The 13,587-nt window shown below is 59.0% G+C and carries 12 protein-coding genes; 7 read left to right on the top strand and 5 right to left on the bottom strand.

All coding sequences use genetic code 11. The annotated features are described in order from the left end of the window. Positions 1-222: 222 nt before the first annotated feature. Complete coding sequence (locus ACTG2U_RS09905) at positions 223-714, bottom strand: methylated-DNA--[protein]-cysteine S-methyltransferase (protein WP_042084317.1); 492 nt, start codon at positions 712-714, stop codon at positions 223-225. A gap of 25 nt (positions 715-739) precedes the next feature. Then, positions 740-1,156: an alternative ribosome rescue aminoacyl-tRNA hydrolase ArfB gene (arfB, locus tag ACTG2U_RS09900; RefSeq protein WP_139430011.1), complete on the bottom strand. Its 417-nt coding sequence runs from the start codon at positions 1,154-1,156 to the stop codon at positions 740-742. Positions 1,157-1,357: 201 nt separating this feature from the next. Here arfB and glnK point away from each other — a divergent pair, with 201 nt between their 5' ends. Beyond that, a complete protein-coding gene (gene glnK / locus ACTG2U_RS09895) occupies positions 1,358-1,696 on the top strand; it encodes a P-II family nitrogen regulator (RefSeq protein ID WP_005341406.1) in 339 nt (112 codons plus the stop codon). A gap of 271 nt (positions 1,697-1,967) precedes the next feature. On the opposite strand, the gene ACTG2U_RS09890 is transcribed toward glnK, so the two are convergent. Then, entirely contained in the window at positions 1,968-2,381 is a 414-nt protein-coding gene (locus ACTG2U_RS09890) for a hypothetical protein (protein WP_069554472.1), read from the bottom strand. A gap of 262 nt (positions 2,382-2,643) precedes the next feature. On the opposite strand from ACTG2U_RS09890, the gene pulA reads away from it, so the two are divergent. Further along, entirely contained in the window at positions 2,644-6,678 is a 4,035-nt protein-coding gene (gene pulA, locus ACTG2U_RS09885) for a pullulanase-type alpha-1,6-glucosidase (protein WP_439974418.1), read from the top strand. A 201-nt stretch (positions 6,679-6,879) separates the two neighbouring features. Here pulA and ACTG2U_RS09880 read toward each other — a convergent pair whose 3' ends face one another. Beyond that, positions 6,880-9,333, bottom strand: a complete 2,454-nt coding sequence (locus tag ACTG2U_RS09880; RefSeq protein ID WP_439974417.1) for a zinc/cadmium/mercury/lead-transporting ATPase — start codon at positions 9,331-9,333, stop codon at positions 6,880-6,882. Between the two features lie 184 nt (positions 9,334-9,517). On the opposite strand from ACTG2U_RS09880, the gene tpx reads away from it, so the two are divergent. The 5 genes from tpx to ACTG2U_RS09855 all read left to right on the top strand — a co-directional run bounded on the left by tpx (position 9,518) and on the right by ACTG2U_RS09855 (position 13,267). Beyond that, positions 9,518-10,018 (top strand): thiol peroxidase, encoded by a 501-nt coding sequence (gene tpx / locus ACTG2U_RS09875; protein ID WP_270819828.1) that lies wholly within the window; start codon positions 9,518-9,520, stop codon positions 10,016-10,018. 381 nt (positions 10,019-10,399) lie between these two features. Further along, the gene (gene nhaA / locus ACTG2U_RS09870; RefSeq protein ID WP_439974416.1) at positions 10,400-11,590 is read left to right on the top strand and encodes a Na+/H+ antiporter NhaA; all 1,191 of its coding nucleotides are present in this window, start codon (positions 10,400-10,402) and stop codon (positions 11,588-11,590) included. Beyond that, complete coding sequence (locus ACTG2U_RS09865; protein ID WP_005348920.1) at positions 11,587-11,994, top strand: hypothetical protein; 408 nt, start codon at positions 11,587-11,589, stop codon at positions 11,992-11,994. The genes nhaA and ACTG2U_RS09865 overlap by 4 nt, the downstream gene beginning before the upstream one ends. Further along, positions 11,981-12,913 (top strand): transcriptional activator NhaR, encoded by a 933-nt coding sequence (gene nhaR, locus ACTG2U_RS09860; RefSeq protein ID WP_005340434.1) that lies wholly within the window; start codon positions 11,981-11,983, stop codon positions 12,911-12,913. The genes ACTG2U_RS09865 and nhaR overlap by 14 nt, the downstream gene beginning before the upstream one ends. Before the next feature lie 51 nt (positions 12,914-12,964). Further along, positions 12,965-13,267, top strand: a complete 303-nt coding sequence (locus ACTG2U_RS09855; RefSeq protein WP_429011809.1) for an ArsR/SmtB family transcription factor — start codon at positions 12,965-12,967, stop codon at positions 13,265-13,267. 49 nt (positions 13,268-13,316) lie between these two features. On the opposite strand, the gene rpsT is transcribed toward ACTG2U_RS09855, so the two are convergent. Further along, complete coding sequence (rpsT, locus tag ACTG2U_RS09850; protein WP_005308808.1) at positions 13,317-13,580, bottom strand: 30S ribosomal protein S20; 264 nt, start codon at positions 13,578-13,580, stop codon at positions 13,317-13,319. Positions 13,581-13,587: the final 7 nt, after the last annotated feature.

The raw sequence follows: 13,587 nt of genomic DNA, 5'->3' as shown, positions 1-13,587 counted from the left end.
GCGGGGAAAAAGACAGATTGGAAGCGTCACATGGGTGCTACTTGAATCAGCGAATGAGCCGTGCCATTCAAGTATGGAGCCATCATGCCAAGCTCAATCTGAAGTAGTTCTGAGGCGATTCTTCATTTTCTGTTCATCTTGTCAGCAAAGCGTGGTCACTGACTGAAAGCCTTTTCATTCTGGTCGCGATATTGTCCCGCCCTCTCCAAGGCGCTCATCGTCTCATGGGGCCAGCTCGAATGCTGTGCCTACCTGTTCCAGTGCCAGCAACCAGCGCTTGATGGGAATGCCGCCAGCATAGCCGGTCAGATCGCCGCTGCGTCCGATCACTCGATGGCAGGGTACTATGATGCTCAGCGGATTGCGGCCATTGGCAGCGCCCACCGCCCGCACTGCCTTGGGATTGCCTATCGCCTGGGCAATCTCGAGATAGCTCACGGTCTCGCCATAGGGGATATCGCACAAAGCGTTCCACACCGTTTGCTGGAACGGGGTGCCCTTCGCTGCCATGGGCAGATCGAACTGCTGCAACTTTCCGGCGAAATAGGCGTTGAACTGGGCAAGATAGGGCGCCAGCGCCTTGTCATCCCGTTGCCAGTCAGTTTGCGGCATGACGGGGCGCTCCCCGTGTATGAACTCCACGTGGCGCAGGCCATCCTGATCGATGGCGACCAGCAGGGGGCCGCGGGCGCTGTCGCAAAAACTGTATCTCATCGGCTGACATCCTTGGGGGGCTGGCTCAGTCCAGAACCGGTTTGCCGCGGGCGGACTTGATATCCCCCTTGCGCTTTTTGGCATCGACCCGTTTGCGCTGGGAGCTGCGGGTCGGCTTGGTGGCATGGCGAGCCTTGGGGCGCCAGGCTGCTTTCTTCAGCAACTCCACCAGACGGTTCATCGCCTCCTTGCGGTTCATGTCCTGGCTGCGATGGCTCTCGACCCGGATCAGGATAAAGCCATCGTGTACCCGGCTGTCGCTCAGCTTGTCGAGACCCTCCTTGTAGAGGGGCGTCAGGCTGGGAGAGTTGCGGTAATCGAAGCGCAACCAGACGGCGGAGTCGGTCTTGTTGACGTGCTGTCCACCGTTGCCCTGTGCCCGCATGGTCTGAAATTGCAGCTCATGCCAGGGAATCGTGACGCTGTTGGAGATAACTAACATGCTGTTTTGCTCTTGTTTGGTGCATACCCGCTGACCGCTGCAGCATGGTGCCTCATTATGGGGCGTGCTGGCCAGTTATGGGGATGTGCCTGGCGAATGGCGCCGACATTAAACTCTATCTATATGAAATAAAACAATAAAAATACTTGGCATAAGAATTGAAACCCGATTCATGACACACCATGGATTGGGAGCAACCAGATGAAGCTGATTAGTGCGATTATCAAACCGTTCAAGTTGGACGATGTCCGCGAGGCTATTGCCAACCTGGGGGTGGAAGGGCTGACCGTGTCCGAGGTCAAGGGATTTGGCCGCCAGAAGGGACACACCGAATTATACCGGGGAGCCGAGTATCAGGTCGACTTCCTGCCCAAGGTGAAGCTGGAGATTGCTACCGCCGATGATAACGTGGAAGGGGTGATCGAGGCGATCTGCAAGGCGGCCTATACCGGCAAGATCGGCGACGGCAAGATTTTTGTCTACGACTTGCTGCAAGCGGTGCGCATCCGCACCGGCGAGAGTGACGACGAGGCGCTGTGATGAACCGCATCAGTGACGTACAGATCTGTTGACCTCCCGACCTCGGGCATCCCGAGAGTGTGAGCGCTTATTGAAGCCTTATCAACATAACGTTTTGATCAGAAGAGGTCGAATGGGATTCCATTCGGCCTTTCTTTGTTGCTTTTAGCTATGTATTTGCTCACGCAAGCGGCAATACCTGATGACATGACTATCTTAATTTGGTAATAGGGCTGGATGAATCTGCCTATCTGAGAACGTAGTATGCACAAGCGTTCTACACTCGGCCGATTCAGTGCGGCTGCCCGATGATTTCATCCTGGGGCTTGTGTTGCCACACAGCGCCGAGCAGCAGCTTGAGCAGCAGTCCGGGCGGGTTGTCCAGCAGCTTGCCGGACTCCAGCAGCAGCTGACCATCTGCGCGAAACCCGAGGCTGGCATCTATGGTGCCATCCTCCGAGACCACCTGGATCAGGCCATTGAGGGCAGATCGCTCACCGGGCTGGCAGCGCAGCCGCAGTTCGCGGGGTTCCCCCAGCAGGGTGAAGGCGCGGCTCAGCGGGGGCGAGTCTTCATAATCGGGCCAGTTGAAGAAGTGATACTGTTCGGCCAGGGCGCCAGCCTGCTGGCAGAACTGGTCGAACAGCTGCCCGATCGCCTGATACTCCTGATCGAGTCGTCTTGCCTGCTCTTCAATCCGTTTCATTGTTTACTCCTTGTCTATCCACTTGATCAGACATTGCTTTTCTGACCCCGTGACTGCCATTTTCCAGATATGAGGCCAAATGGCCGCGAGGTCTGTGAGCCGGATCGAAGTTTCAATCTGAAAACGTTATCTTGTTGAAACTGGATGGTTTTTTTGCCCTTCCGCTCACATTTGAATCGATTGCCGCTGATTAATATGGCACCGCCTGGCAATGACCGGGTGCTCGACTATCGAGACTAACTACAGCGGGAATTATAAAAATATGGATATGAAAAAGACCAAAGTGGCGCTGGTAACAGCCTCACTGCTCGCGCTTTTGTCTGGCTGTAATGACAACAGCACATCTACTTCTACACCTGAACCTTCTGATGGACCTGTCGCTCGCTTGCCCAAGATGGATCCCCCCAAGGAGCTGCTGCAAGCAGGTCCCAACGAGGCAGTCATTGCGCTGGTGGATACCCAGTCGGCAGCCAAAGGGGCCAAGGCTCCGTTTGACAGCCACAGCCTGCACCTTTGGAACAACGACGCCTGTAATGCTACCGCTGATGGCGGCCTGAATACCGGGTGGGATGACAAGAGCAAAACTCCTGCCACCGCCGACAGCTTTGGTCCGGTCTGGGTCGTTCCTCTCAAAAATGTGGAAGGGTGCATCAACTTTATCGCCCGCAACGGCGATCTGGCCAACCTGACCGGCAGCGATATGAAGGTGATCTTCAGTGAGCACCCGGATCGCACCGTGGCCATCGTCGCGGGCAAGAAAGATCTGTTTGGCAGCCGTGCCGAAGCCTTTAGCGCCGCCTTTGGCGTGGCGGGGGCCAGCGCTCATTTGATCGATGGCAATACCCTGATCTGGCAAGGGGGCAAGGATAAGCCCCATGTTCGCCTCTATTACACCGACTCGGGCACCATCAAGGCCAATGCCGATGGGGTGTTCGATTTCCCCTATATCAGCCTGAGCGCGACCAGTCTGACTGCCGAGCAGCAGGCCAAATATCCGCATCTCAAGGATGCCGCCGCTTTTGCCTTGCCAGTCGGTAAAGATCTCAAGCCCCTGCTCAAGGGGGAACTGGTGGCTATCGGCACCGATGCCGACGGTATCCTGCAAGGAGCGACCCTGGTGCAGAGCGCCGGCGCCCTCGATGCGCTCTATGCTCCCGAGGCGACCAAGCTGAGCTATGGCGCCGTGGTAGAGGGCAACCGGGTGACCTTCCGCCTCTGGGCGCCGACCGCCAAGTCGGTCAAGCTGGCCCTCTACAACGCCAGCCATCAGAAGAGTGGTGAAGTGGCAATGACCTTCGACAGCGCCAGCGGCAGCTGGAGCTATGAGGGGGGCAGCGAGCTGATCGGTCAGTTCTACCGCTACGACATGGAGGTTTACCATCCGCTGAGCCGCAAGGTCGAGCGCTACGAGGTGACCGATCCCTACTCCCTGAGCCTCGCGATGAACTCCGAGTTCAGTCAGGTAGTGGATCTCGACGATCCGGCCCTGAAACCGGAAGGATGGGACAGCCTCAAGGCGCCCCACAGCCAGCAGAACCCTGCCGACATCACCATCTATGAGGCCCATGTTCGTGACCTGACCGGTAACGATGCCTCCACCGATGAAGAGAAGCGCGGCAAGTTTGTCGGCCTGACCCAGCCCGACTCTGTACCGGTCAACCATCTGAAAGCGCTGGCAAAAAGCGGCGTCAGCCACCTGCACCTGCTGCCGGTGTTCGATATCGCCACCGTCAACGAGGATCCGGCCAAGGTGGCCAATCTCGGCGATGACTTCAGCAAGCTCTGTCAGGTCAATCCGGATGTGAAAACATCCAAATTTGGCGGCTATTGCGGTGGCGGTCAGACCGTGGGAGATGTGCTGGCCGACCTGCAAGGGGGCGACAGCAAGGATAATCCGCAGGTGCAGGAGCTCTCCGGCTATCTGCGCGGCGTCGACTCCTTCAACTGGGGTTATGACCCCTACCACTACTCCACGCCGGAAGGCTCTTACGCCACCAACGCCGAGGGTACCAAACGTATTCTGGAGTTCCGCGAGATGGTCAAGGCCATCAAGCAGAACATCGGCATGAACGTGGTGATGGATGTGGTCTACAACCATACCAACGAATCCGGGCTCGGTCCCAAGTCGGTGCTCGACAAGATAGTGCCCTGGTACTATCAGCGCCTCAATCCGGAGACCGGCTCGGTGGAGAACTCCACCTGCTGCTCCAACACGGCGCCGGAACACGCCATGTTCGCCAAGCTGATGGATGACTCTCTGGTCACCTGGGCGCGCGACTACAAGATCGACGCCTTCCGCTTCGACCTGATGGGCCACCATCCGAAAGATCAGATGGTGCAGGCGCTGGCCGCGGTGAAGAAGGTCAATCCCGAGATGTACTTCTACGGCGAGGGGTGGAACTTCGGCGAAGTGCAGGATGACAAGCGCTTCGTGCAGGCGACCCAGAAGCATCTGGGTGGTACTGGCATCGGCTCCTTCTCCGACCGCTTGCGCGATGCGGTGCGCGGCGGCAGTCCGTTTGACGGTGGCGATACCATTCGCAAGACCCAGGGCTTTGGCAACGGTGCTTTCGTCGATCCTAACGAAATGAGCAAGGTGGATCTGGCGACGGCCTTGCACCAGTCCGATCTGGTGCGGCTCGGCATGGCGGGCAACCTCAAGGAGTTCGTGCTGACCGACAAGGATGGCATACCGAAGAAAGGCGCCGAGATCGACTACAACGGCCAGAGCGCCGGTTATGCCCAGGATCCGGTGGAAGTGCAGAACTATGTCGACAAGCACGACAACCAGACCCTGTTCGACAACCTGATCTACAAGGCGCCTGCCGGAGCCGATCTGGTGCGGATGCAGGGGGTCTCGCTGGCGACAGCCATGCTGGGTCAGGGCATTCCCTTCACCCACGCCGGTGTCGAGCTGCTGCGTTCCAAATCCATGGAGCGGGACAGCTATGACTCGGGCGACTGGTACAACAAGGTCGACTACACCCTGGGCGACAACAACTTCGACAAAGGGTTGCCGCGCAAGGACAAGGATGGCGACAACTATCCGCTGATTGAGCAGGTGCTCGGCAAGCATGCCAAGCCGGGCTCGGCCGAGATGGCGCAGATGGTGAGCTTCTATCAGGAGCTGGCGGAGCTGCGCAACTCTTCCCGTCTGTTGCGTCTGGGCAGTGGCGCCGAGGTGATCAAGCGGGTTGATTTTCGCAATACCGGCCCGGATCAGGTGCCCGGCCTTATCGTCATGACGGTGGATGATGGCGTCAGTGCCGGGACGGATCTGGATCCGGCCATCGACGGTCTGGTGGTGATGATCAACGCCAGCAACCAGAGCCAGAGCATCGGCGACTTCCGTGACGGCAACGATCAGCCGATCGATCTGAGCGGTATGGTGCTAAGCAGCAAGCATCGCGCAGTCGACAGCATCGCCAGCGGCGCCGCCTATGATAATGGCCAGCTGACGCTGGGGGCCTGGTCTGCCGCCGTGTTCGTCAAGCCGCAGAATGGCGCCCAGGGCGCGGGCCTGCCGGTCAGCAAGAAGACCGACCTGAGTACCCTGCCACCGTTTGGCAACACCGATGTTTATCTGAAGGGGTTCCTCGATGAGTGGGGCAACACCAACCAGATGACCTTCAGCGGCAACTTTATGTATGAGTTCACTACCGAGGTGAGCACCGACAAGCTGGGTACCACCAACGTCAAGATCGCTGACGCCAGCTGGGGGCCGGTCAACTACGGCAGTTGCAACGCCGGTGACAAGCTGGTGGTCGGCACTCCGCTGACCCTTTGCAAGGGGGGAGAAACCGGCAATATCGGTGTCGATCTGGCCAAGGCAGGCAGCTACAAGTTTGTCTTTACCGCCATGAACAAGGACAAACCGACCCTGAGCGTCAGCTTCACCGAGCCGGTGCAGAGCTGCAAGGTGCTGGATACGGTGGCGGGCAATCCGCTCGGCTACAACCTGTTCGTCAAGGGTGAGCTCTCCAGCTGGGGAGCCCAACCTCAGTACCAGCTGAGCTACAAGGGGATGGACGGTGATCTTGCCATCTATCAGGCGGCGTTCAACTATGCCGGCAGCACCGAGTTCAAGGTCGCCAACGAGGACTGGAGCAAGGAGTATCTGCTCAACGGTGGCGGCGCGTTGAACGCTGAAACCGGCTATTCGTTCGCCTTCTCCAAGGGTGGCAGTGCCAATAACAGCATCACCCTGCCGCAGGGGCTGTGGAGTGTGCTGGTGAAGGTTGACCCGGCTGGCGTCAAGGCGGGTACTGCCGTCATTCAGGAGTGCAGCGTCAAGTAAGCAAGCCATTGAGTCCGGGGGATGGCTCGGCACCCCCGGGTTGAATTCCACCTTGCCAAGGGTGGGATAACTCCGAGAGAGTAAGCAAAGCGCGACTGCCGACCGGCAGGCGCGCTTTTTCTTTTACGGGGTGCCGTGAGAGGAAAAAGAAAAGCCGTCCCGGTTGGGGGACGGCTTTTGGCTGGGATACCATTGGCTGGCTTAACGCTTGCGCAGCAGCCGCAAGGCGTTGGCGGTTACCAGCGCGGTGGCGCCGGTATCGGCCAGCACCGCAATCCACAGTCCGGTGATGCCGAGCAGGCTGGTGACCAGGAAGATGGCCTTCAGTCCCAGTGCCAGCGCGATATTCTGGTGAATATTGGCCAGTGCCGCCCGCGACAGCCGGATCATCGCGGCAATACCGCCGAGCTGGTTGTGGGTCAGCGCCGCATCGGCGGTCTCCAGCGCCACATCGGTGCCGCCCCCCATGGCGATGCCGATACTGGCCCGCTTCATGGCGGGGGCATCGTTGATACCATCGCCGATCATGGCAACCTTCCGAGTGCTGGCCAGCTTGGCGATCTCTTCTACCTTGTTCTCCGGCAGCAGACCGGCACGCCAGCCCATCCCAAGTTCACCGGCGATGGCCTCGGCGGCGCGGGGGTTATCCCCGGTTAACATGATGCTGTTGAGCCCGAGCCGGTTGAGCTCTTGCAGCGCCCCTGCCGCTTCCGGCCGGATCTGATCCCGCAGCGCCAGCAAGGCGACTGGCTGCGCTTGGTCGCCGCTGCTTTGGCAGAGCACCACGACAGTCTTGCCCTGCCGCTCCAGCGAAGCAATCCGGGTCTGCTGTTCCACATTCAGGGTCGCCACCCGGCTCGGTGCCAGCAGTTGCCACAGTTCGCCGTTGATGCGTCCCTCAACTCCCATGCCCGGCAGGGCTCGCAGGTCGCGGGCCTCAGCCAGCGTCAGCCCCTGTTCGGTCGCGTTGGCGACCACGGCGCGGGCCAGCGGGTGGTGAGAGCCCTGCTCGATGGCAGCCGCCAGTGCCAGCAGTTCGGTTTCCGGCTGGCCATTGAGGCTCACCAGTTCGGTCAGTTGCGGCTTGCCCAGCGTCAGGGTGCCAGTCTTGTCAAAGGCGACAGTGTCGATATGGGCCAGTCGCTCCAGTGCGGCACCACCCTTTATCAGGGCCCCCTGACGGGTTGCCGCGGCCAGCGCCGAAGTAACCGCTGCCGGGGTGGAGATGACCAGCGCACAGGGGCAACCAATGAGCAGCAGCGCCAGCCCGCGATAGATCCACTCGTCCCAGCTCTGGCCGAAGGCAAGGGGCGGCACCAGCACCACCAGCAGGGCGACCAGCATCATGGCTGGGGTGTACCAGCGGCTGAAGCGGTCGATAAAGCGCTCGATGGGGGCGCGCTGGCTTTCGGCCTCCTCGATGAGGTGCAGAATGCGATCGATGGCGTTGTTGCCGGGCTCGGAGACGACTTCAAGACGCAGCACCCGATCCGCCGCCAGACTGCCGGCTGGCACCTTGTCACCCTGGCGGCGTTCCACCGGAATGGATTCACCGGTCAGGGCGCTCTCGTCAAAGGCACCGAGGGCATCGAGCAGGCGGGCATCGGCAGGTAGACGGGCTCCCGGAGCGATTTCGATAATGTCGCCGGGACGCAGCTCATCGGCAGCTACCTCTTCCCGCACCTCGCCCTCGGCAGTGGTACGGATCCGCAGCGCCTTGTCAGGCACCAGCGCCATCAGGGCGGTCACCCCGGCACGGGCGCGTCCGGCGGCGTAGGCCTCCAGATGCTCACCCAGCATAAAGAGCAGCAGCACCATGCCTGCTTCGGCGGTTTCGCCGAGGAACAGGGCGCCCACGGCGGCCACCGTCATCAGGGTCTCGATGGCGAAGGGGGAGCCGCTCTTGGTCAGCGCCCACGCCTTGCGGGAGATGGGCCACAGACCCCAGAGGGTCGCCAGGGTAAAGAGCGGCTGACCGAACTCTTTCGGCAGCAGGGCGGCAACCAGCATCAGACCGGCCAGTGACAGGGGCTGCCAATATTTGCCCAAAAAGTTATCGAATAGATTGCCCTGCAGGGGCTGTTGTGAAGCTTGCTTGCGGCCAGCTGCCTGCTTGTCAGCGCTTTCCCCTTTGAGCTGGAAACCGGCGGCCAGCACGGCGGCGGTGACGGGATCGGGGGAGAGACCGGGGGCCAGATCCACTACCAGCTTCTCGGTGGCAAACAACACGCGCGCCTGTTGCACGCCGCTCACCCGGCTGACGGCTGTCTCGATCTTGCGGGCGCAGCTGGGGCAATCCATCCCCAACACCTGCCAGCTGTGGCGACTGTTACCTTGCTCCGGCGCAACCAGCGGGTCGGCAGGGGGCATATCGTGCCCATGCTCATGCTCATGCTTATGATCGTGAGCTGGCGATAAGGGGGCGCTGCAGCACGCTTGATCGTGACAGCTTCCTCGGGGAGGCTCTTCATCCCCGGGGGATTCATTGCCGTCACGGGATGCGTGCTCATGAGGCGTCGGGGTTGTACAGCAACTGACGGGCGTGGTGTTGTCGCAGCAGTGGCTATCGTGGTTATGCTCACTCTGGCCGGGGGCCGCCTTGCTGACGGCCTTGATGGGGGCGGCGTGCTGATGATTGCAGCAGAATTTGCTCATGATGAGTCCCTCTTGATGGATCCCGCCCCTGCGAGATCCCTGATTACCGAGAAGGAGTCTAAACCTTGGTGTTAAGTCCAAGGTCAACCCCTTTATATCCCTTGTCTTCGCGGGTGTTTGTCTGGTCTCGCCGCCCCTATACTGATCACCCGGATTTTTACTACACCAATAAAGGACATAACACATGAGCAACTCAGTCACTCTGCAAGGCAACCCGGTTTCCGTCGCTGGTCACTTCCCGGTCGCCGGTGAGCAAGCCAAGCCCTTCTCTCTGGTGGCCAAGGATCTCTCCGACGTGACCCTGGCAAGCTTTGCCGGTCAGCGCAAAATCCTGAACATCTTCCCGAGCGTCGATACCCCAACCTGCGCGACCTCTGTGCGCAAGTTCAACGAGCAGGCCAGCGCGCTGGAGAACACAGTTGTACTGTGCATCTCCGCCGATCTGCCGTTCGCCCAGTCCCGCTTCTGCGGCGCCGAAGGTCTGGACAAGGTAGTGACTCTCTCCACCTTGCGCGGTGCGGCCTTTATGGAAGATTACGGCGTTGCCTTCTCTTCCGGCCCGCTGGTCGGTCTGACCGCTCGCGCCATCGTGGTGCTGGATGGTGACAACAAGGTGCTGCACAGCGAGCTGGTCGCCGAAGTGGCCGACGAGCCGAACTACGCTGCGGCGCTGACCGTGCTGTAAGGCTGCAAGCCATAAAAAAATCCCGCTTCGGCGGGATTTTTTATGGCTATGATTTGTGCCATCTAGTAACCGCGGGGCTATGTTTGTTTTGCATGTCATACAGAACAGGCCACCTAGATATGAGTTTTAATGCGTTACGTAATAAAGTCTCGTGACCTTATGGCCATTATCTAACGTTGTATTTTTATGCAGATAAATAATTGAAAATTCATTTTATTGATTAATCAGACGGTAGCCAGAGACGAAGAAAAACCTGCTTATAGCAGGTATGTTCTATTTTGCCTTCGGTTTTTTCGTTGTATTTAGCAGCAAGAAACGATTTTCCATTGGTTGTTGCAGGAGATAGACTCAAACCAAAGCAATACGGTGGAAAATTTAACCATGAGTGACGTAATCAAAAAGTTCCTGAAGCTGGAGGCCGCCTCCGGAATTATTCTGATCATGGCTGCCATGCTGGCAATGATTTTAGCCAATACCGCGCTGGCTGGCGGGTATCAGGCGTTTCTCGACACGCCGGTGCAGGTACGCATCGCGGCTCTCGACATCAACAAGCCGCTGCTGCTCTGGATCAACGATGGCTTTATGGCGATCTTCTTCCTGCTGGTTGGTCTGGAAGTGAAGCGTGAAATGCTGGAAGGGGCGCTCTCGACCCGGGTTCAGGCGACCTTCCCGGCTATTGCGGCGGTGGGCGGCATGCTGGCTCCGGCCTTGATCTACGCCTTTTTCAACTATTCGGATGAAGTGGCGCGCGCTGGCTGGGCAATTCCGGCTGCGACCGATATTGCCTTTGCCCTCGGGGTGATGGCGCTGCTCGGCAAGCGGGTACCGGTGAGCCTCAAGGTATTCCTGTTGGCGCTGGCCATCATGGATGACCTCGGCGTCATCATCATCATCGCGCTCTTCTATACCCAGCAGTTGTCGCTGGAGGCGCTGGCCATCGGTATTCTGGCAACCCTCACTCTGCTTTGGATGAATCGCCGTGGTGAGGACAGGATCAGCCTCTACATGCTGGTTGGTCTGGTGCTCTGGGTTGCGGTGCTCAAGTCTGGTGTCCATGCGACTCTGGCGGGTGTGGTGGTGGGCTTTATGGTTCCGCTTAACGGCAAGCGTTACGCATCGCCGCTCAAGTATCTGGAGCATCAGCTGCACCCCTGGAGTGCCTATCTGATCCTGCCGCTGTTTGCCTTTGCCAACGCAGGGGTATCGCTGGAGGGGATTGGTCTCTCCTCCCTGCTGAGTCCGGTGCCTATGGGGATCATGCTGGGGCTGTTTATTGGCAAGCCGCTCGGGGTGTTCACCATCAGCTGGCTGTCGGTCAAGCTGGGCATCGCCCAGTTGCCGCCCGGGGTCAACTTCAAGCAGACTTTTGCGGTCAGCATCCTCTGTGGCATCGGGTTCACCATGTCGATGTTTATCGCGTCTCTCGCCTTCGAGCACGGTGGGCTGGATTACGGCAGCTACTCTCGCCTCGGGATCCTGGTGGGCTCCACCATGGCGGCGGTAGTCGGCTATCTGGCCTTGCGCATGGCCCTTCCCAAGGGTGAAGGGGAACAGAGTACGGAGGGACTATGAAGCTGCATACAGGGTTGTTGATGCTGTTGTTGAGCCCCGCGGCCTGGGCCGGCGGGCTGGAGGATTGCAAGCAGGACGCCACTTCGGCGAACTGCTCTGCCTATCTGAACGGGGTGGTAGACAGCGCCCTGCTGCTGGGGGACAAGCAGGCCAAGGCGCGCTTTGGCGAGACCTTCTCCGAGCGGGCGCTAAGCAGCCGGGCTGGCGAGATGGTAAAGCGTTCCAACAAGCGTTATTGTGCTGACCGGATGCCTGACAAGGCGCGCCTCAAGGCCAGTCTGATGGAGCAGTTTGGCGCGAACAAGGTTGACTCGGTTAGCGACATGTATGACATTCTGGCGGTTGAACTCAGCTGCTACCGGAGTCCGCGTCAAGCGGGAACCCCATCGGATGTCACACCTTAACTACAACCATCTCTACTATTTCTGGATGACTCAGAAGAAGGGCTCCGTTACCCAGGCAGCGGAAGCCCTTTTTTTGACCCCGCAAACCGTCACCGGTCAGATCAAGCTGCTGGAGCAGCGCCTCGGGGGCAAGCTGCTCAAACGCAAGGGGCGCTCTCTTGAGGCGACCGAGCTGGGCCAGCTGGTGTTTCGCTATGCCGACAAGATGTTCAGCCTCTCCTACGAGATGCTCGATATCGTCAACTACCGCAAGGAGAGCCAGATCCTGTTCGACGTTGGCATCGCAGATGCCCTCTCCAAGCGCCTTGCCAGCCGCGTGCTGCTCTCTGTCATCCCCAATGATGGTTCCATCCATCTGCGCTGTTTCGAATCGACCCACGAACTGCTGCTGGAGCAGCTGAGCGAGCACAAGCTCGATATGATCCTCTCCGACTGTCCAGTGGACTCCAGCCAGCATGCGGGGCTACTTTCCAAGCGGTTGGGCGGCTGTGGTGTCAGCTTCTTCTGCAAGGCGCCGCTGCCCGAAAAGCCCTTTCCCGCTTGTCTGGAGGAGCGCAAGCTGCTGATCCCCGGTCGCCGTACCGCCATGGGGCGTCAGCTGACCCAGTGGTTCGAGCAGCAAGGTGTCTCCCCCAGCATTCTTGGCGAGTTTGATGATGCCGCCTTGATGAAGGCGTTTGGCTTCTTCAATCAGGGCATCTTCATGGCCCCGACTATCTATCGGGAGGAGATCCTTGAGGGGGAGGGGGTGATGCTGATCGGGGAAACCCAGGATCTGATGGAGGAGTATTACGTCATCTTCGCCGAACGGATGATCCAGCATCCGGCGGTGAAGCGGGTCTGCGAGAGCGATTTTACCTTTCTCTTTTCCGGCCAGGAGAACTTCTCCGCTATCCAGCCGGCCACCCTGTCGTTTTAAAACGACCCGTCACCACGTATCATCGGCGATGAGTGGTAGAGGAGAGATGTGATGCAACTTGAAGAGATGGAAGCCAATGCGAGTAAAGCAGTGGCCTTGCTCAAGGCGCTAGCCAACGAACGGCGGCTGTTTATTCTGTGCCAGTTGCTGGAGCGCGAACTGTCGGTGGGGGAGCTCAACGAGCGATTGGAATTGAGTCAGTCGGCCTTGTCACAGCATCTTGCGCTGCTGCGGCGGGATGAGCTGGTGACGACGCGTAAAGAGGCCCAGACGGTCTACTATTCGCTGCGCAGCCATGAGGTGCGTGAAATGATCAGTTTGCTGCATCGACTTTATTGCAGCGCAGATAAATAAAAAACCGGCACTAAGGCCGGTTTTTTCAGCTTTGATCAGCAGACGCTGATTAAGCCATAGCTTTGATCTGGGCAGACAGGCGGCTCTTGTGACGAGCAGCTTTGTTCTTGTGGATCAGGCCTTTGGTCGCCATACGATCCATGATCGGCTGAGCAACAGCGAAAGCGGCAGTCGCGGCAGCTTTGTCGCCAGAGGCGATAGCAGCAATGACTTTCTTCAGGTAGGTACGGGTCATGGAACGACGGCTGGCGTTGTGCTGACGGCGTTTTTCTGACTGAAGAGCGCGCTTCTTAGCAGATTTGATGTTAGCCAAGGTAAAA

Source organism: Aeromonas sp. 95A, from assembly GCF_051919235.1.
In the GTDB taxonomy this organism is placed as follows: domain Bacteria; phylum Pseudomonadota; class Gammaproteobacteria; order Enterobacterales; family Aeromonadaceae; genus Aeromonas; species Aeromonas veronii.
The sequence above is the reverse complement of the archived record's forward strand: the minus strand, read 5'-3'. Positions and strand labels throughout refer to the sequence as shown.